Here is an 18,984-nt window from a genome sequence, read left to right as displayed (position 1 = left end):
CTTATTCACAATGACGAAATTGATAGATAATTGTTGAAAATTGAAAGGTGGAAAATCATGATATATTGTTGCGAAGAGCACGTAGAAATAGCGTTAGATACGATCGTAGATGAATACGAAACATTTCCGAATTTGTCGAAAATTCCGGAGGAAAAAGAGTTATCAACAGCCTGTGAATATTGCCAAAATCCAGCTGTATATGTTGTAGCGAACAAATGATTGCCTACAAGATGTGGATAGAAAATGTGGACATGTGGATAACTTCTGTGGATATCTTGTTCGTAAGGTGAGGATGAAATGTGAATATCTCCATTATTACAGTTGGAAAGCTAAAAGAAAAATATTTAAAGCAGGGAATTGAAGAATACTTAAAAAGATTATCAGCCTATGCCAAAGTCGAAATCATCGAAGTCCCAGATGAAAAGGCCCCTGAAGAACTAAGTGCAGTTGAAATGGAGATTGTGAAGCAAAAAGAGGGGGACCGCATTTTAGCAAAGGTAAACTCGGATGCCCACGTGATTGCCTTAGCGATCGAAGGGAAGCTGAAATCATCTGAGGAGCTCGCAGATACTTTGGACAAGCTTGCGACCTACGGGAAAAGCAAAGTCGCCTTTATTATTGGGGGATCCCTTGGATTGAGTAAAGAAGTGCTGAATCGCGCGAATGAAAAGCTCTCATTTTCGAGGATGACTTTCCCTCATCAGTTGATGCGGTTGATTTTGGTGGAGCAGGTGTATCGGGCTTTTCGGATTAATCGGGGGGAACCGTACATCTTTTAAGGGTAAAATATTAAGCGAATCCATCATTTCGCTTAATCTCTTACCCCCATCATTTTCAAGCATCCAAGGTTCTATAGGCATGATAAAATCCATTCCCACCGCACCTAGTAACTCCATCGATTGCGCTTCTAATCCCTCAATTGTAAAGTCAAAATGTAAATTAATTCGTTCAATTTGTCGTCCTATTCCCCTCGGTGCCTCTTTACTAATTTGAATATCCGAAATAATTAAGCGAAGCAGTGCTTTTTGTCTATCTGGACTTGCATCTTTCATCACTTTTTCAAAGTTACTTAATAGATGATGTAGTGCTTGCTCATCAATAGGCGTTGTATCACATTCATCTAATTCAGTATTTAAAGCTTCCAGCTTGGTTTGAATCTTTAATTCCTCTTCTTTCAGTTCCTTCAACTTCGGTTTAAAAATAGCTTTCATTGAAGGGTCATCCATTAATTCGTTTGTGATGTTGTTGATGCGTATTTCCACTTTATTTAGCTTAGACTGTAATACATTAATTTCTTCCGTAATGGGAGTCTTTGCTTGTCTACGTTTTTGATTAATATTGTCGATAATTCTTTTTAAAACGTATGGTTCAGAAGCAATCCGGTTTAATTCTTCAAATACTTGCCGTTCTGCAAGATCAGCACGACTTCCTTTATTATGAAAGAGTCCACAAACATAGTAACGGTACTTTATACCTTTTGCACCTTTTGATGATCCTGAAACCATTCCATATCCACACTCAGGGCATCTTGTAAGCCCATTTAATATGTACGGAGCATTCGACTGAGCTGGTCTGATGGAGCGTTTTTTTCTTATTTGTTGAACATGATTCCATTGATCTTGTGTAATAATGGGTTCATGTTTTCCTTCAACAAGAATGAAGTCTTCATTTTTCCCCATTCGATGTTTTTCTGCCCAATTTTGGTACAAATTGAAGCGTATTTTACCGATATAGATCGGGTTGTCTAATATTGTTTTAATCGTGTTAATAGAAAAGTCAGCACCACGTTTTGTTTTATAACCCATTGTATTTAGACGACTGACTATAGCTTTATAGCCTAAATCTTGTTCTGCATAATCAAAAATTAAGCGAATGACATGTGCTTCTTCTTCGTTCATAATCAACTCTTTATTTACACTTTCATAGCCGAATACTCGTCCACCATTATATAATCCTTGCTTAGCACGTTGAAGCATTCCCATTTTTGCACGATCGACAATGGAATTACGTTCATATTCCGAGAAGTTACTCATAATTTGGAAAATCATTTTTCCCATTGGAGTTGCGATATCAAAGTTTTCATTAAGGCTGATTAAACTTACATTGGCTTGTTCACAACGTTCGGCAATCTCCATAGCATCCTTTGATTTACGAGATATACGATCAATTTTATAAACAATAACCGTACTAAAATTTTTACCTTCGATATCCTTTAGTAACCGTTTCATTTCCGGACGGCCAGAAATACTTTTCCCACTAACACCTTCATCAATATATCTACCGACAATCTCCATGTTGTTCCTTTTTGCATATGATTCGATATCTTCGATTTGGGCTTGTATGCTGAAACCCTCTGTTACTTGTTCTTCTGTACTAACACGGGCATAAAGTGCTGCTTTTGTTTGATTACTCATTTTGATTCTCTCCCCTTAAATGTTGATCTTTAAGCTCTTCTAATAATTGTTCAGTGTATTGAACTGCTTTTTCATGGGATTGATTATCCATGACTGATTTGTCTTTGTTAGAGTGCCATGGAAAGGCATGCAATGATGTTTTGCCGTACTTAATATAATCCTGAGCTAATTTTATAGATTCTAAATTGCTTTCTATTAAACCAGGTTCAATTGATACATCTAACGTATTTATTTGACTAATGATTTGTGAAAGCAAGTAAAATAAGTGCTGCTCAGAATACTTTACCCGACTTTTAAAAATAAAGGTCAACTGTTCATCGTGATTTGAAGCAACCTTACTAACCATTGTTTTTATGGTGTATTCATTTTCAAGAAGCGGGTTAGCGCCAGAAACCTGTTGATTTTCAGTATGGTCTGTTCCAGCATTAGGCTCATCGTTTGGATCTGAGTTGTAAAGAGGAGGGATTAAATCAACTGATTCATAAGTATTTTGTTGATAATAATCGTCAAAAAACATATATAAATCAGCTCCAAAGTCTTTTGATATAGCATATAAGACCTTTGATGGAACATCCTTTGATTTATCTCTTTCAATGGTGGTTAACGTGGATTGAGAGAATAGCTGAATACGATTTGCTACACTCTTCCCACTGAATGCATTTCCACATTCCTTTTGAAGATGTTCACGAATATATCGGATTCTTTTCCCAATTGATAATTCCCGTAAATCAGAGAGATTTGGTTTATTTAAAGTAACTTTTTTCATCGCTACACTTCCTTGAATGCAGATTTGTTAAATTTACTATACCATAAAATTTAAAAAACAAATAGGGGTATTGAAAATTTAAATTAGATTATGTTATGATTTCAATCAAGAAAGGAGGTGATAAGAGATGAGTGAAAAAATTGATGTGATGGATTGTGATATTACCAACTTAGTTTTTGAGGGGAGCATTGCTGAATGCGTACATGGAACTAAGGTTAAAGGTGACCAATTTATTCAAAGGTTATCAGAAATACTGGCTGAGCATTACGATAAAGAACAAAAACTATAATTCTATTTTTCTGTAATACGTGAACAACTATCCTTTTAAAAGGAGTGAATGACTTGTTGGATACTGTCAAAATAGGTGTTTCATTAGCCCTATCAAAGCGGGAAGTAGAGGCAATTCAATGGACTCGAACCAACTCTTCTATAGACGTTAATAAGAATCAGACTGCACCAACTATCTTTAAGATACTAGAAGATAAGGAAAATAGCTCCCTTCCATTCATTCGATATACATATAAGGAAGACGACCCTTCAAGTGGTTGGTTAAAAGTAGAGGTGTCGATCCCAAAATTTATTTGTGGGTCTAATGTATACGAACTTGAGGATGGGGATATCGAAACCTTTTACAAAGTTTTGAGAAAATATATTTCTGCACGACTGAGGATACCTTTAAAAAGAGTGCCATCAATTTCACAGTGCACAGTTGAAAAACTGCATATCTGTAAGAATTTTAGGGTCGGTAAGTTAAAGAAGTTTTATTTAAAAGCCTTGTCATCACATACAAAGGCAAAGTATCAATTGCGCCAATATCATTCACTTGGTAGTAATAATATTGAATCGATTGAGTGGAAAGCAAAAAAGAGAAAAATAAAGATGTATGATAAGGAAGCTGAAATAGCTCAGCAAAGAAGTTATCCCGGAAAATCTAGGCATCAACAAAAAGCCATTGGATTATTGAGATATGAAATTGAGCTTTCAGATAATGAAATTAGAAAAATTAGTCCAACAAGAAGAGCTGCTGATGTATTACGGATGGATATTGCAGCTAAGATTTTACAAAAGGGTTTAGAGGACAGTGGCTTTAATAAGGGTATTAAATATACATCCCTTCAACAAATCATAGATAAAATAAATCAGGCGAATTTATCATCAAGGACAAAAAATTCATTAATTACATTTGTAACAAGGTGGCTGGTTAGTGGAGAGGATGAATGTGTGAATAGTTATACCCCCTCAAACTTTTGGAAAAATAAAAGCCAGATAAAAAAACTTTTAGGGGTTAACGAACTTCTTATTGCTGATACAGTTCTACCACCATTACAGGTTATAGAGAAACAAAAAAAGACTGCATCTGTTCCGTCAAAACAGTAGACAGCCGATAAGAAATTATATTTGCATTAATTGTAGCATTATTAACATTGTGCATCAATACAGTGAACGGCTGCAAACTAATATTGGAGTGATTGATTTGAGTGTAATTGTCAACATCACAGATACTTTTCCGACACATGATATACTGGCTGTTGGGAGTGTGAAAATATGGTCTTCAATAATTATATCGGGAGTAATGTTAAAATTTGATGATCAATCTGGCCAATATTTTTTTGAGTTCCCATCTATGGAAAATAATAAAGCAGTGGTAAAGCTTTGTGACAAAACTCTTAAAGAGAAGCTGCTTGATGCAATGGTTTACAAGTATGAAGAATACATATTGTCTCAATTTGAGAATGATAATTCTGGATCAAAACCATACATCTTAGTGTTAGAAAAGGAACGAATTGAGAGGAAATATTATCGACAACAAGGATTAATATAATGATCGAAGGTGTTTATATGATGCATTATGTAGTGTTGCAGAACAATACAGTGTATTATATAAGCACTCTACTTATGAAGGAGATCTTTTATGCAAATTCAAATTGTGAGTGTAGGAAAAATAAAAGAGAAATATATTAAGCTTGGTATCGCTGAATTTGAAAAACGTCTACGTCCGTATTGTAAGTTAACATTGGATGAAGTAAGCGACGAACAAGCTTCAGAGCAATTAAGTGATAAGGAGTTAAATCACGTAATACAAAAAGAAGGAGAGCGGATCTTAAGCAAAATAAAGCCAAACCAATATGTCATCGCTCTAGCGATCAATGGAGAAAGCTGGTCATCTGAACAATTGGCAAATGAGATGGAAAGGCTTGGTATTCATGGTAAAAGTCAAATATCATTTGTTATTGGCGGATCTAATGGATTGAGTGATGAAGTGTTAAAGCGTGCAGATCAAAAGCTATCTTTTTCTAAGATGACATTTCCACATCAACTGATGAAGCTTATCCTTTTAGAGCAAATTTATCGAGCATACAAAATACAGAAAAATGAGCCTTATCATAAGTGATCTAAGTGTCATGATAGCTGGAGGCACAGAAATCCAATGTTACAATTTGGATAGTTTGTGGATATATACATAGTAATAGATGATTTTGTGTTCTTAAAGAAGAAGCATCCGATTAATTAAATTGGATTAATACCTTTAATATCAAGACATCTCACTTAATCGCATGGTGGTACAAAACAAGAATACATCGATTATGATTAACTTTAGCCCATATCATGTTTAATAATGGAGAAAGCCAGTGATGGCGCTGATTCCAGCACTTTCACTGACTCTCTTAAAAAATTTTTATAGATATCCTTTTTCTTTTAATGAAACATATTTTTCAGCACCAATTATGATGTGATCAAGGATCTCACAGCCCATAATTTTTCCAGCTTCAGAAAGACGCTTCGTAACGTCAATGTCTTCACGGCTTGGATCAGGTGAACCGGAAGGATGGTTTTGTGAAATTATTGCACTTGCACAGCTGCGACGAATCAAATGCTTAAATGTCTCACGAGGATGAACGATCGATGCATTTAATGAGCCAATGAAGACTGTTTCACGGAATTGTACTTCATTCTTTGTATTGAGGCCTAAAACAACGAAATGCTCCTGAGTAAGATACGCCATATCCTTCAAATAATTATATGCATCTTCAGGAGACCGGATTGTAAAACGATTTTCAACCGGAGTCGGATTCATCCGTGCAAGCTTCAATGCAGCAATGATCTGTTTCGCTTTTACTTTGCCGATACCGTTAATTTGAAGAAGTTCTTCCTCTGTAACTTCAAGTAGTTCCTGAATGGACGGAAAGCGGCTGAATATCTCACTGACTACATAGCCATCTTCCTTTTCACGGATTGAAGTAGCAAGTAATAGTTTAAAAGTCATTTTATCGAATGTATTCATAATTAATTCCTCCATTTATAGCTGAATTTGAAATAAAAAAGGAGAGACGATGAACGTCCCTCCGATTGAGTAAATGCTTGTGCTACGATATACTGTTGAAAAGAATTTCTGATGGAGATGAGTTCATTGGCGGATGAGCTCATCTTTTTTGTACATAAAAAAACTCATCGAATTTAACGAAATTCCATGAGCACTTCATTCTTCTGTATTTTGCATATTCAATTTCTTCTTCTCATTAAATACATCTTTCAAATGCAGTAAGTCTTGAATGAAATCAGATGCTTGTTTCTTGCTTAGTTTTGTGCTGTGATCAACCTGGTACTTCATTTTCATCATTTCTTTTGCGACTTCATGGCGTATTTGAAGATCAGTAGCGATTTGATGGATCTTGAGTAGCTGACGTTTGGTAATAGTTTCATCACCTCCTTTAATACTAGATTGTGTTTGGAAGTCTTCGATATCTTGAGTGAAAATACCACTAGAACGGGTTGCTGATAATACAGCATCAATTAACGCTCGCTTTTTAGCCATCTTCAATACGGTGTTAACAATTGTGTAGGAATCTTGTTGTTGGAATGCTGATTCTTTGCTGTTACATGAACCAAGACCTTCAGCTTCAATGACTCCGTTGTCCTTTCGGGTTAACGTCATCTTTACTTCATAGGCAAAGATACCAGTATCCCATTTTTCGATGCGATTAACGACTTCTACTATCTTAGAAAATCCGAATACATCACATAATTTTTCAGCACCAGACTTTAATAATGTCGGCTTTGAGAAGCCATCTACCAGACCATAGTCAATGCCTTTCACCATTACCTCTTCTACAAATGTTTTCAGATCCTCAATACGACGTTTTGATTCTGATGAGGATACAACGATGTTAGGTAAAGTAGATACATTTGACCTGTTACTAATAGCGAATGGCACGATGTTATTTAATGATGAATGTTTATATGTCTTCATATGATTTTCACCTCCTTTCAATGGACTAGGATCTTTTTTGAAATGCGTTTGCTAGTTTTACTAAACCTTCCGATGCTTTATGGACAAGTAATTTAACTACAATGTGATTAAGATGATTTCCTTTGCTAAAAGTTTTATTAGAGAATAATATTGCCTTCTCTAAAATGCTGTGTGCTGAGTGATTAAATTTATCAAGATTGTGAATTACATTTAACAATATTTCTTCACCTTTAGATTCAACCGTAGTGGCAGCATCCTTCAATACATTTCCAATACGACAATTCATTGAATTATGAAAATTAAGTTCATCCCCATGAAGAGATTCAATTTCTTTTATTGCTGTTTGAATCCTGTTTCTAATCACAAGCAAATGAGATAGCTTCACAAAGTCATTACGTTCAATTGCATCGGTTAATTCTTCTGAAATAGCTGCTTGTTTGTTTAATAGGGTTCGGTGAATTTCTATAATCTCAAGAAAGGAAACACTTTTCTCTGTAAATGATCCTAATTTGTGTTGATGCACTTGCCATACATTTTCTTTCATATTTGATTTCCTCCTAATTAATGTTTTGAAAGGGGCCTCCTATTGTTTATTAAAGTGGTGATAGCCCTTTAAGGTTAGTTTTAATAGTAACCCATCAGACGTGCTTCTCTTAGTGAGAATCAAGTCATCATCCTCAAGTTTCAGTAGATCTACCTTTTGGATGCCATACTTTAATAGAAATCTAGTGGGAACCCATTTGTTCAGTTCTTTTGCATTAACTAGAATTTTTATTAATGACTGATTCATCCTTTTATTCTCCTTTCTTTTATGCGCTCCTCTCACCACGCAAGTCTTCTCTGTAAAACAAAAAAACCGTTATCTATCCAAAATTGGATAAACAACGGTTTATATAAAAGGGGTGGGGCATGAAACGGGTGGGTGCCCCTTTGAATAAATGAATGGTGGTAGTTAGGAAAAATTGATTCAATTTTTTATGTTTTAAGGTATTTCAAAAAAGACGACGTTTATAAATTTTCTTGAATGCTGTAAAATTAAGTCAACACATTTTTTTTACTTGGCGAAAAATATAAATCTTTAAATGTATCTAGGTGGATTATAGGACATTTAAATTTAGATAAAGAGGTTTAAAAGGTTTGTGGTAAACATGCTAAGGTTTTGTTAAAAGGTGTTAAGGGGTGAAATAATGACTAATCAGAATCCAGAACAAAGGGCTAGAGATAAAATCGATTCAATGTTAAGTCAAGCCGGATGGGTTGTGCAATCCAAGAATAGGGTAAACTTGTCTGTAGCATTAGGTGTTGCAGTTCGTGAATATCAAACAGATATTGGCCCGGCTGATTATGTTTTGTTTGTAGAAAGGAAACCTGTCGGTGTTATTGAAGCGAAAAAAGAAGAAGAAGGTCAAAGATTAACGGTTGCAGAAGATCAGTCTTCTGGATACGCACAAGCTAAACTAAAATACAATCTAAATAAAAAGCCTTTACCTTTTGTGTATGAAAGTACTGGAGTATTAACTAGGTTCACAGATTATAGAGATCCAAAACCTCGTTCAAGGTCTTTGTTTCACTTTCATCAACCTTCGACACTACTTGAATGGTTTAATCAAAATACAACACTTCGAAATCGTCTAAGGAATCTTCCTTATTTAGATAGAGAAGGGTTGCGCCCTGCACAAATTAGGGCAATTGAAAACCTTGAGACATCTTTTAAAAATAATAGACCCAAGGCTTTAATTCAGATGGCTACGGGTGCGGGTAAAACATTCACAGCATGTACCTTTGTTTACCGGCTGTTAAAACATGCAAATGCCAAGCGGATTCTATTTGTTGTTGATACAAAAAATCTTGGGGAACAGGCAGAACAAGAATTTTTAAAATACCAACCGACGGATGATAACAGAAAATTTACCGAATTATATAATGTACAGCGATTAAATTCTAGTTATATTGCTTCTGATAGTCAGGTTTGCATTTCAACGATTCAAAGGCTCTACTCTATTTTAAAAGGAGAAGAGTTAGATGAATCAGCAGAAAAAGAAAATCCTAACGAGAAAAGCTGGCAATGGCAAAGAAAAGAGCCTATGCCAGTAGAGTATTCAGCAAAAAACCCTATTGAGCAATTTGATTTTATAATAATTGACGAATGTCATCGATCTATCTACAACTTATGGAAACAAGTACTTGATTATTATGATGCTTTTTTAATTGGCCTTACTGCAACGCCGGATAAAAGAACATTTGGTTTCTTTAATGAAAATGTAGTAAGCGAATATACTTATGAAGAAGCTGTGGCAGATGGTGTAAATGTTCCCCAAGATGTGTTTATCATTGAGACGGAAATTACTAAAGCTGGTGCAAAAATTAAGGCAAAAGAATATGTTGACAAAAGAGAAAAGCTAACCCGTAAAAAGAGATGGGAAAGACTGGATGAAGACTATGAATATTCTGCTACTAAGCTCGATAAGGATGTTGTAAATCCCAGTCAAATTAGGCATATAATAAAAGCTTATAAAGAGGCACTACCAACGATTTTTTCCGATCGTTTTGATGAAAATGGAGAATTTGAGGTTCCAAAAACTTTAGTTTTTGCTAAAACAGACAGCCATGCGGATGATATCATCCAAATAATTCGAGAAGAATTCAATGAAAGCAACGACTTCTGCAAAAAAATTACTTATAAAATTGATGAGGATCCTAAATCGGTTTTAAACCGCTTTAGAAACTCATGGGCACCAAGGATCGCTGTAACAGTAGATATGATTGCAACCGGCACCGATGTAAAACCATTAGAAGTTCTACTCTTTATGAGAGATGTAAAAAGTATAAATTATTTTGAACAAATGAAAGGCCGTGGAACAAGAACTATTGGATTAGATGATTTAAAACGTGTAACCCGTACTGCAAAACACGCTAAAACTCATTTCGTCATTGTTGATGCGATTGGCGCTACTAAGTCTAAAAAAACAGATAGCCGGCCACTAGAACGAAAACCAGGGACACCACTAAAAGACCTCCTAGGTGCAATAGCTATGGGTGTGCAAGATGAAGATTTGTTTACGTCCTTAGCGAACCGATTGACTAGGTTGGAAAAACAACTTACAGATGATGAAAAGAATAAATTTAAAGAACTTAGCGGCGGCAAAAAAATAAATACAGTTGTAAAAAATCTACTCAATGCCTATAACCCGGATATAATTGAACAAAAAACACAAGCAATTATAAATGAAATTCCTGAAAGTGATCGTTCACCAGCTAAAGAGGAAGAGTGTAAAAAACAGGTACAACAAGAATTGGCAACGAATGCAGCACGAACTTTTACAGGAGAACTAAATGATTATATAGAAAACGTTCGAAAGGTTCATGAGCAGATCATCGATATGGTGAATCAAGATAAGGTTTTGCGGGCGGAATGGGACAATTTCACCAAAGAAAAGGCCGAGGAATTGGTAAAAGACTTTAGGGAGTATATTGAAGCTAACAAAGATGAAATTGTTGCATTGAGTATTTTTTACGACCAGCCTTATCGGAGGAGAGAACTAACTTTTAAAATGATAAAGGAATTAATGGAAAAACTGAAGGTAGAAAAACCATTGCTTGCTCCACATTATGTGTGGGATGCTTACTCGGAACTTGAAGAGGTAAAAAGCACAAGCCCTAAAAATGAATTGGTAGCATTGGTGTCATTGATTAGAAGAGTTACCGGCATTGACCAGCAACTAACTCCATATAACAAAATAGTGGATAAGAATTTTCAGGAATGGGTGTTTGGTAAACAGGCAGGCTCACTAAAGTTTAACGAAGAACAGATGAACTGGTTAAGAATGATTAAAGATCATATAGCTTCAAGCTTCCATGTTGAAATTGATGATTTAGACTATACACCTTTTGACGCGCAAGGTGGTAGAGGTAAAATGTATCAATTATTTGGAGACAGAATGGACGAAATTATTAACGAATTGAATGAGGTATTAGTAGCATGACAAGAGAAGGTTGGATAGAAGTAGAGTTGGGGAAAGTGCTAAGACTTAAGAATGGCTATGCTTTTAAAAGTTCTATGTACCAAAATGAAGGTGTACCGATTATAAGAATTTCAGATATAAATCAAGGTACTGTAACGGCTGATTGCGCTATAAGAATAAAAGAATTAAAAGAATATGATAGCTACCAAGTAGAATTTGGTGATATTCTAATTGCCATGTCCGGAGCAACAACTGGTAAGTTTGGAATTTACCGTGAAAGACAAAAATCATACCAAAATCAACGAGTAGGCAATCTTAAGTTGTATTCAAATAGATGGATTATAAAGAAATATATTTATTATTTGCTTTTCTCTATAAGACAAAGGATATTGGAAGATGCTTATGGTGGGGCACAACCTAATATTTCAGCAAAGAATATTGAAGCGATTAAATTTTTCCTTGCTCCACTTCCAGAACAACGAGCCATTGTATCTAAAATTGAGCAGCTTTTTAGTGAGTTGGATAATGGCATTGTTAATCTTAAAAATGCTAAAGAGAATCTGGAAATTTATCGTCAAGCTGTATTGAAAAAAGCTTTTGAGGGGGAATTAACAAATATAAAAGATATTGAATGGGTTACACTTGGAGAAGTTTGCGATGGTGTTGAATATGGAACATCAAGCAAATCGGAAAAAGAGGGTACGGTTCCCGTGTTAAGAATGGGGAATATTCAAAATGGAGAAATCGACTGGGAGGATTTAAAATTCACTTCAAATAAAGAGGAAATAATAAAATATCGCCTGAATAAGGGTGATGTTTTGTTTAATCGAACAAACAGCCCAGAACATGTAGGAAAAACAGCCATTTTTAGAGGAGAGAGAGAAGCAATTTTCGCAGGTTATTTAATTCGAATTAAATATAATAAAGAGGTTGTAAATGGATATTACCTAAACTATTTTCTTAATTGTCATATTGCAAAAATTTACGGAAACAAGGTAAAAAGTTTTGGTGTTAATCAATCAAATATAAATGGAACTAAATTAAAAAAATATCCATTTCCAAAAACCTCAATGGAAAATCAAGCAGAAATTGTTTATCAAATTGAAAGCCGCCTCTCTGTCTGTGATAATATTCTGGCTAATATAGAAGAGGGACTAGAAAAGGCTGAAGCTCTTCGTCAAAGTATTCTTAAAAGGGCTTTTGAAGGTAAGCTTCTGAGTGAAGATGAATTAAAATCTTGTCGAAAGGAACCAGATTGGGAACCTGCAGAAAAGCTTTTAGAAAGAATAAAAAAAGAAAATAGAGGTTTAAAAATATGAGTAATGAAGCAAGCATAGTATCAAAAGTATGGAGTTTTGCAAATGTGCTGCGGGATGACGGTGTAAGTTATGGCGACTATTTAGAACAGCTTACCTATTTACTTTTCCTCAAAATGGTTGATGAATTTGCTAGCCCTCCGTATAACCGCAAAATTAATGTCCCCAAAGGTTATGATTGGGAAAGTTTGAAAAGTAAAAGAGGTGCGGAATTAGATACACATTACTCTAAAACCTTGAAAGAGCTTTCAAATACCAAAGGAATATTAGGGCAAATTTTCACTAAATCCCAAAATAAGATTCAAGATCCGGCAAAGCTTTATAAAGTTATTGATATGGTAGATAAAGAAAAATGGAGTATGATGGGAGCTGACCTTAAAGGGAAGATTTATGAAGGGCTTTTGGAAAAAAATGCAGAAGATACTAAAAGCGGAGCAGGGCAGTATTTTACACCAAGGGCTTTAATTAAGGCAATGGTAGCTTGTGTCCAACCAGAACCCATGAAGACAATTATAGATCCTGCCTGTGGTACCGGTGGGTTCTTCCTAGCAGCTTATGATCATATTAAGGATAACCAAAATCTGAATAGAGAAGAGAAGGAATTTTTAAAGAGTAAAACCTTTTATGGAAACGAAATCGTTGCTAATACACGAAGACTTTGCTTAATGAACATGTTCCTCCACAATATTGGCGAAATTGATGGAGAAACCTTTATCTCATCTGCGGATGCTTTAGTGGCTGATGAAGGAAAAAGATTTGATTATGTGCTTGCAAATCCGCCATTTGGAAAAAAATCCAGTATGACCATTACTAACGAAGAGGGCGAGCAGGAAAAAGAGGATTTGGTTTATAATCGCCAAGACTTTTGGGTTACAACTTCAAATAAACAGTTAAACTTTTTGCAACATATCAGAACGCTTTTAAAAGAAAATGGTGAAGCAGCCGTTGTTCTTCCTGACAATGTCCTTTTTGAAGGCGGTGCAGGTGAAACCGTTAGAAAACAATTACTTCAAACAACTGAACTGCATACCATATTACGTTTACCTACTGGGATATTCTACAAACCAGGTGTAAAAGCAAATGTTCTTTTCTTTGATAACAGGCCAGGTTCTAAGGATGCTTGGACAAAAGAGATTTGGTTTTATGATTATAGAACTAATATCCATCATACTTTAAAGAAAAAACCTATGACATTCGATGATTTACAAGATTTTATTCGATGCTATAACCCATCTAACCGTCATGACCGCACAGAAACTTGGTCGGAAAGTAACCCAGAAGGAAGATGGCGCAAGTTTACTTATGAGGAAATTTTATCAAGAGATAAAACAAATCTTGATATCTTCTGGCTTAAAGATAAGAGTTTGGCAGACTTGGATAATCTACCTGATCCTGACCTTTTAGCAAACCAGATTATTGAAGATATTGAGGCAGGATTAGAAAGCTTCAAGGAGATAATGGCAACGTTAAATGGTGACTCAGTAGATAATGATTAAAGCATTAATACAATAGGATTATCAACTCGTATCTGTTTAAAGGTTTGATCAATAGAGAGTAAAAACAATTAAAGATACAAACAACAACCTTGCCCTAGCATCATGATAAAGAAAATGATGCTAGGGCAATTTTTGTTAAAGGATAAATAAAATGACAACCAGATTGTTAGCAAAGCAATATTGATGTAATAAGATATTCAGTAATGCTATGTCTTAATGTAGATTGTTTAAACTAATTAAATTCAAGTAATTAAATTTATAAATTGGATGTGAAATAATTGAGTGCTTTAACTTCTGATATACATAGATCCTATCGCGATAGATTAAGAATTTTATTAATTATTTACTTTTTCTCTCAGAATATTAATGAAGAGGAAAAGGAGAAATCATATTATCAGAAAGAGTTTAAGAGTGAAGTTCGAATCCAAAAAATTGACTTTTTAATTAGATATCCAGATTATTTGGCATATGAATTATTAGACTTACTGCAATATCCGAAATTTGAGGATTATAAAGAGGATATAAAAGCTAATGTTAAAGCAATATTTGGAAATAAAGAGCCTGATATTAGGCGCGAAGATATGTTGAGGTTTTTTTATGGTGCTTATGAAGATATAGATCACATAATTGCTTTTTTAGTATCAATTGGATTTATTGAATATTCTAGTAAAAGAAATTTAGCAGGTAGAGTTTTCGAGAAAGTATATTATCTTACTGAATATGGAGTAAGTAAGATTGAAAGAGAAATTTTAATTGGACTAGAAAAGGCCAAATGGTATGAAAGTAGATGTAATCTAATAAAAAAGTATTTTGGTGACCTGTCCGGGACAGAATTAAAGGTTCGTCAATATGAGCATGAGGAATATAGGGCAACTCCACTCAATCAGTATATAAAAGGAATTCAGGAAGATGTTAGAAGCAAGTACCAGGATATCTTTGGGGAGGAAATTTGATGTTTAACTATGATAAGTTTATTGATCATTTATATAATTCTTATGAAAGCAATCTTTCAAAGGAAGAAATAAATACTCTCTTGGAACTAGATGATTATGAAAAAGATAGTCCTGCTTCAATTGGTAAAAGATTAATAATCCATAGACTAAAAGTCATTGGAGAGAAAAATAGCGGGGAAAAAATTAACTATGATAAGAAATTCTATAGTGGTGTTAATATTTTGTTCGCAGCGAATGGTAAAGGAAAGTCTTCCATTTTTAAAATTATTAAGTTTGCTCTTACCGGAGATAAAGGATCAATTAAAAAAGATGTATTAAGTTGGTTAAGAGAGATAATATGCGAATTTAGTATAGGAAATACATTATATACGATTTATATAAATTTTGAGGGTAAAAGGATCTTTAGTGGATTATATAGAATTTCAACCGATGATTATTTAGAACAAAAAGGAAAGATCGGTTATGTAGAAAATGTATTAATTGATTTTGAAACTAACACAGAAACAGGATTTAAAGAGAAAATGCAGAAGTTTTTCTTTGATCATTTTTCATATTATAATTTAAAGTGGACTAGTGGAACAAAAGGAACAATTGATTTAATTGAGAATCAAACGAGTTGGAAAACTTATTATAAATCCATTTACTTAGAATCTAAAGACTATAATGTTTTATTTTTAAACCAAGACTTTGGTGGACAAAACAAAAAGATTCTAGAAATGATATTAGGGCTTAAACTGACTTATCCAATAAATTCTCTAAGTCAAAAACTCGATTACTTGAATAATATGTATCAAAAACAGGAGTTAATTAAATCTCATGAAACTGAGTTGACTAAAGAACGAAATTTATTATATGAAGTTGAGCGAATCAATGAAAAAATATCTATAATCCACAAAAACAAAAAGGAATCTTTTCAAAAAAGTATAAGTATTAATAGGTACAGCAAAATAGCACAACAAATCAAAGTTTTAGAAGATGAAATACAAGATTTAGAATCTCAAAAAGAAGAACTGGAAAAACAATTGCTTCAAATTTCTAAAAGTATACAAAGGTTAGAAGAAGAAATAAACTTTGGACATTACTTTAGTAACTTAGAAATAAAAATGTGCCCTAGGTGTGAACATGAAGTTTCACCTGAAAAAAAGTTAAATGAACAAGATCAGCATAAGTGTATGTTGTGTAATGATGAATTAGTTGAATCTGATGATGCAGACATTGAATTGATACAAACAAAATTAGATGAATTAAAGGGAAATGAAGAAAAATTAAAGTCATGGTTGGAACAAATAAAGGTAATGGGTACAGAAAAGAAAACCTTAAAGGAACAGTGTTTCACGAAAATAAGAGGGATTGAAGAAAATATAGTTGCTTTTCAATTTTATGAAAGTGACTTAGATGAACTATCTAATCTAGTTGAAAGGAAACTAGAATTAGAGTATGAATTAAAAAAAGATAACGGAAATAATAATATAGAAGAATTGAATAAAATTGAAGAAAAGATAAATATTTTAAGTTTTGCTATTCGCGATTTAAATAGTATTAGATTTGATATGAGCAAAGATATTATAGATAGTTTTGGGAAATTAATACTAAACCAATTACATAAATTTGGATTAGCCACCGTTACTGACGTAGTTGTGAATGATAAATTAGAGATAAAATTTTTACAAAACGGTTTATACAATAATTTTTCTGAACTTAATGAAGGAGAGCAACTTAGAGCAAAAATAGCCTTCTTTGTCAGTCTGATTTTATTAGATATACAATATGGTGTTGGACGACATTCAAGATTATTAATCATAGATTCGCCGGGGAAAGAAGAAGTAATAAGTAAAGATTTAATAGGGTTGTCACAAATTTTCAGGGAATTAGAAGAAGAATACGAAGGAGACTTACAAATAATAATTGGTACAGCTTTAGAAGAAATAAAAGAAGCAAGTGAAAGTTATAAGGTAGATTCTAAGAAAGAAAATGAATCTGTTTTTTAAGTTAGGTTTAAGGTGGATTATTTAATGGAGATGACTTATGAAGAATACTCTAATAAAACTTTGCATGAGAAAATTATTTATATAGAAGATTGGATTTCAAGTGAACATGAAATTCAAGATATATCAGAAAGTAAAATCAAAAAATTTTTAAGGCCTGTATTAGAAAATGAGAGTAACTCTTTTATAAGAATAATGATTATTGAAATTTTGTCCTTTTTAACTGTAATAAATCAAATAAGAAAGACATCAATGATTGATATGTTACTAGATATCGAGAAGAACGATGATCCTTTTGTTATTGTAACTTCATTAAAATACTTATCTCTTTTTTATGATGATGAAGAAGTATTGGAGAAATTAGAAATTAGCAAGGATAGTATTAATCCAGATGTTTCTTCAGAAGCATATTATAGATTAGGGTTGATAAAAATATTGGATACAAGCTTTTGTACCAATGAGATAGATTTTTATAATAAATTAAGTGAAGGTGGTACGTTATTTAAATATTCAGCTTCTATAGTTGAGAATCGAACTGATGCTGAGTATTTTTATCATATCACTAATTATTTAAAGTCTATTTTATCAGGTGATGAACAAAATTATAAGTTGTCATTAAAAAAACTGTTGAATGTTTCTTTTATAAGGAAGGCTTTTACTTATAATGAAAAATACTTAGCATTAGAATACAAAATTAATGAAATCCTACTTAATATGTATGAACTTCATAAGCGAACAACTAGCCATGAAAATTGGTTAGACTACTATAAAGAATTTAGTAAATTAGCATATTACCATTCTGAATTATTGAGTGTTCGTATGTCAGAAAATCAATACCAAAACAGACTAATATCTAGCTTTAAGAAAAATGTAAATGACCAGATATTAAGAAACTTATATATAAAAAGTTTTAATCAATATGAATTAAAAATCAATATTATAATGTCAACTTATGATGATCCTGATTTGATTCAATTTCTCTCTTTTGTAAAAGATGTGATTAAGGAACAAGATTCAAAAAAAAAAGAAAATGATGATGATTTAATAAGAATTTCTTTAAAAATTAAGGAGATAGTTCCTGAATCTAATCCAATGGATTTATTACAAACATTAAAATCTAGAAAGGATATAGATAGTGTTGAAAATATACTTTCTCTAGTGGCACAATATGTAGAAAATAAACATAATCATAATATTGAATTTGTCACAGGCTTCCCTACAGGAGCAGAAATGTATAATTCATTGTTGAAATCAATAAAACAAGAACTCCCAACATATAGTCAGGAGAAACTACACATTTTCATGAAAATAATGGAGCAAATTATTAGGTATTTGATTTTAACTATTAGATCAAAAAGATTGGAAGAATATAATTTTCTATATACTGAGAATTATGGAGGAAAAGGAAGAAGTGCATCAGAAAGAGATCTTCAAGATAGTCTTTACAAGCATTTTCAATACAGTAATATAGCTTATGGAGCAGAAGAAGAAATAAGTAATTTCTCAGATGGTGGAAGAATAGATATCGTATACAAAGTAAATAATTTTACTTTCCCCATAGAATTAAAGAAAACAAAGCAAAAAATTTCTAATGATTCTGTACGAGAAAAGTATCTTGAACAGTTACATTCCTATGTATATTCATATGACCAACTTGGTATTTTTGTATTATTAGATTTGAACAAAAAAGAACAGCCAGTAAATGATGTTAGGGATTTAATTTATCTAGATAAATTAGAACCACTTTATGATATTAAAAATAAATTTCCTGACTTTATTGTTGTTGTTATTATTCCAGGAAATAAACCCCTGCCAAGTGACAAGTCGGTATACAGATAGATTA

General features: G+C 33.2%; 18 protein-coding genes. 12 read left to right on the top strand and 6 right to left on the bottom strand.

Going from position 1 to position 18,984, the window contains the following annotated elements:
* The first annotated feature begins 57 nt into the window (after positions 1–57).
* The gene (locus ACE38V_RS06555) at positions 58–219 is read left to right on the top strand and encodes a CxxH/CxxC protein (RefSeq protein ID WP_375840401.1); all 162 of its coding nucleotides are present in this window, start codon (positions 58–60) and stop codon (positions 217–219) included.
* 80 nt (positions 220–299) lie between these two features.
* Positions 300–779 (top strand): 23S rRNA (pseudouridine(1915)-N(3))-methyltransferase RlmH, encoded by a 480-nt coding sequence (gene rlmH / locus ACE38V_RS06550; protein WP_375840400.1) that lies wholly within the window; start codon positions 300–302, stop codon positions 777–779.
* Here the strand turns inward: rlmH (ACE38V_RS06550) and ACE38V_RS06545 are convergent.
* Positions 675–2,414, bottom strand: coding sequence for a recombinase family protein (locus tag ACE38V_RS06545; RefSeq protein ID WP_375840399.1), 1,740 nt, complete (start codon positions 2,412–2,414; stop codon positions 675–677). The two genes, rlmH (ACE38V_RS06550) and ACE38V_RS06545, sit on opposite strands and share 105 nt — an antisense overlap.
* Complete coding sequence (locus ACE38V_RS06540) at positions 2,407–3,180, bottom strand: helix-turn-helix domain-containing protein (protein WP_375840398.1); 774 nt, start codon at positions 3,178–3,180, stop codon at positions 2,407–2,409. Before ACE38V_RS06540 ends, ACE38V_RS06545 begins: the two co-directional genes overlap by 8 nt.
* A 127-nt stretch (positions 3,181–3,307) precedes the next feature.
* Here ACE38V_RS06540 and ACE38V_RS06535 point away from each other — a divergent pair, with 127 nt between their 5' ends.
* The 4 genes from ACE38V_RS06535 (at position 3,308) to rlmH (ACE38V_RS06520) (ending at position 5,572) form a co-directional block, all read left to right on the top strand.
* Positions 3,308–3,469 (top strand): hypothetical protein, encoded by a 162-nt coding sequence (locus tag ACE38V_RS06535; RefSeq protein ID WP_375840397.1) that lies wholly within the window; start codon positions 3,308–3,310, stop codon positions 3,467–3,469.
* Positions 3,470–3,522: 53 nt separating this feature from the next.
* Complete coding sequence (locus ACE38V_RS06530; RefSeq protein WP_375840396.1) at positions 3,523–4,557, top strand: phage/plasmid replication domain-containing protein; 1,035 nt, start codon at positions 3,523–3,525, stop codon at positions 4,555–4,557.
* A gap of 97 nt (positions 4,558–4,654) precedes the next feature.
* On the top strand, positions 4,655–5,002 hold the full coding sequence (locus ACE38V_RS06525; RefSeq protein WP_375840395.1) for a hypothetical protein: 348 nt from the start codon (positions 4,655–4,657) through the stop codon (positions 5,000–5,002).
* Positions 5,003–5,092: 90 nt separating this feature from the next.
* Complete coding sequence (rlmH, locus tag ACE38V_RS06520; RefSeq protein WP_375840394.1) at positions 5,093–5,572, top strand: 23S rRNA (pseudouridine(1915)-N(3))-methyltransferase RlmH; 480 nt, start codon at positions 5,093–5,095, stop codon at positions 5,570–5,572.
* A gap of 285 nt (positions 5,573–5,857) precedes the next feature.
* On the opposite strand, the gene radC is transcribed toward rlmH (ACE38V_RS06520), so the two are convergent.
* The 4 genes from radC to ACE38V_RS06500 all read right to left on the bottom strand — a co-directional run bounded on the left by radC (position 5,858) and on the right by ACE38V_RS06500 (position 8,219).
* Entirely contained in the window at positions 5,858–6,463 is a 606-nt protein-coding gene (gene radC / locus ACE38V_RS06515) for a RadC family protein (protein ID WP_375840393.1), read from the bottom strand.
* A gap of 195 nt (positions 6,464–6,658) precedes the next feature.
* Positions 6,659–7,429 carry a hypothetical protein gene (locus ACE38V_RS06510; RefSeq protein WP_375840392.1) on the bottom strand — a complete coding sequence of 257 codons (771 nt, stop codon included), beginning with the start codon at positions 7,427–7,429 and terminating at the stop codon, positions 6,659–6,661.
* Positions 7,430–7,454: 25 nt separating this feature from the next.
* Positions 7,455–7,973, bottom strand: coding sequence for a hypothetical protein (locus ACE38V_RS06505; RefSeq protein WP_375840391.1), 519 nt, complete (start codon positions 7,971–7,973; stop codon positions 7,455–7,457).
* 39 nt (positions 7,974–8,012) lie between these two features.
* On the bottom strand, positions 8,013–8,219 hold the full coding sequence (locus tag ACE38V_RS06500) for a hypothetical protein (protein ID WP_375840390.1): 207 nt from the start codon (positions 8,217–8,219) through the stop codon (positions 8,013–8,015).
* A 397-nt stretch (positions 8,220–8,616) separates the two neighbouring features.
* On the opposite strand from ACE38V_RS06500, the gene ACE38V_RS06495 reads away from it, so the two are divergent.
* The 6 genes from ACE38V_RS06495 to ACE38V_RS06470 all read left to right on the top strand — a co-directional run bounded on the left by ACE38V_RS06495 (position 8,617) and on the right by ACE38V_RS06470 (position 18,980).
* Positions 8,617–11,412: a type I restriction endonuclease subunit R gene (locus ACE38V_RS06495; protein WP_375840389.1), complete on the top strand. Its 2,796-nt coding sequence runs from the start codon at positions 8,617–8,619 to the stop codon at positions 11,410–11,412.
* Positions 11,409–12,710, top strand: a complete 1,302-nt coding sequence (locus tag ACE38V_RS06490; protein WP_375840388.1) for a restriction endonuclease subunit S — start codon at positions 11,409–11,411, stop codon at positions 12,708–12,710. The genes ACE38V_RS06495 and ACE38V_RS06490 overlap by 4 nt, the downstream gene beginning before the upstream one ends.
* Positions 12,707–14,203 carry a class I SAM-dependent DNA methyltransferase gene (locus ACE38V_RS06485; protein WP_375840387.1) on the top strand — a complete coding sequence of 499 codons (1,497 nt, stop codon included), beginning with the start codon at positions 12,707–12,709 and terminating at the stop codon, positions 14,201–14,203. The genes ACE38V_RS06490 and ACE38V_RS06485 overlap by 4 nt, the downstream gene beginning before the upstream one ends.
* A 278-nt stretch (positions 14,204–14,481) precedes the next feature.
* Entirely contained in the window at positions 14,482–15,156 is a 675-nt protein-coding gene (locus tag ACE38V_RS06480; RefSeq protein WP_375840386.1) for a hypothetical protein, read from the top strand.
* Positions 15,156–17,144, top strand: coding sequence for a hypothetical protein (locus ACE38V_RS06475; RefSeq protein ID WP_375840385.1), 1,989 nt, complete (start codon positions 15,156–15,158; stop codon positions 17,142–17,144). Before ACE38V_RS06480 ends, ACE38V_RS06475 begins: the two co-directional genes overlap by 1 nt.
* A 24-nt stretch (positions 17,145–17,168) precedes the next feature.
* The gene (locus tag ACE38V_RS06470; RefSeq protein WP_375840384.1) at positions 17,169–18,980 is read left to right on the top strand and encodes a hypothetical protein; all 1,812 of its coding nucleotides are present in this window, start codon (positions 17,169–17,171) and stop codon (positions 18,978–18,980) included.
* The last annotated feature ends 4 nt before the right edge of the window (positions 18,981–18,984 follow it).

Origin of the sequence: Cytobacillus sp. Hz8, from assembly GCF_042263505.1 — a bacterium.
In the GTDB taxonomy this organism is placed as follows: Bacteria; Bacillota; Bacilli; order Bacillales; family Cytobacillaceae; genus Bacillus_BE.
The sequence above is the reverse complement of the archived record's forward strand: the minus strand, read 5'-3'. Positions and strand labels throughout refer to the sequence as shown.

Bases quoted from the DNA above. Each gene is read 5' to 3' on its own strand.
- ACE38V_RS06510 (WP_375840392.1), bottom strand. From the start codon at position 7,429: ATGAAGACATATAAACATTCATCATTAAATAACATCGTGCCATTCGCT.
- ACE38V_RS06495 (WP_375840389.1), top strand. From the start codon at position 8,617: ATGACTAATCAGAATCCAGAACAAAGGGCTAGAGATAAAATCGATTCA.
- radC (WP_375840393.1), bottom strand. From the start codon at position 6,463: ATGAATACATTCGATAAAATGACTTTTAAACTATTACTTGCTACTTCA.
- ACE38V_RS06555 (WP_375840401.1), top strand. From the start codon at position 58: ATGATATATTGTTGCGAAGAGCACGTAGAAATAGCGTTAGATACGATC.
- ACE38V_RS06485 (WP_375840387.1), top strand. From the start codon at position 12,707: ATGAGTAATGAAGCAAGCATAGTATCAAAAGTATGGAGTTTTGCAAAT.
- ACE38V_RS06470 (WP_375840384.1), top strand. From the start codon at position 17,169: ATGGAGATGACTTATGAAGAATACTCTAATAAAACTTTGCATGAGAAA.
- ACE38V_RS06500 (WP_375840390.1), bottom strand. From the start codon at position 8,219: ATGAATCAGTCATTAATAAAAATTCTAGTTAATGCAAAAGAACTGAAC.
- ACE38V_RS06505 (WP_375840391.1), bottom strand. From the start codon at position 7,973: ATGAAAGAAAATGTATGGCAAGTGCATCAACACAAATTAGGATCATTT.
- ACE38V_RS06535 (WP_375840397.1), top strand. From the start codon at position 3,308: ATGAGTGAAAAAATTGATGTGATGGATTGTGATATTACCAACTTAGTT.
- ACE38V_RS06540 (WP_375840398.1), bottom strand. From the start codon at position 3,180: ATGAAAAAAGTTACTTTAAATAAACCAAATCTCTCTGATTTACGGGAA.
- rlmH (WP_375840394.1), top strand. From the start codon at position 5,093: ATGCAAATTCAAATTGTGAGTGTAGGAAAAATAAAAGAGAAATATATT.
- ACE38V_RS06490 (WP_375840388.1), top strand. From the start codon at position 11,409: ATGACAAGAGAAGGTTGGATAGAAGTAGAGTTGGGGAAAGTGCTAAGA.
- ACE38V_RS06475 (WP_375840385.1), top strand. From the start codon at position 15,156: ATGTTTAACTATGATAAGTTTATTGATCATTTATATAATTCTTATGAA.
- ACE38V_RS06545 (WP_375840399.1), bottom strand. From the start codon at position 2,414: ATGAGTAATCAAACAAAAGCAGCACTTTATGCCCGTGTTAGTACAGAA.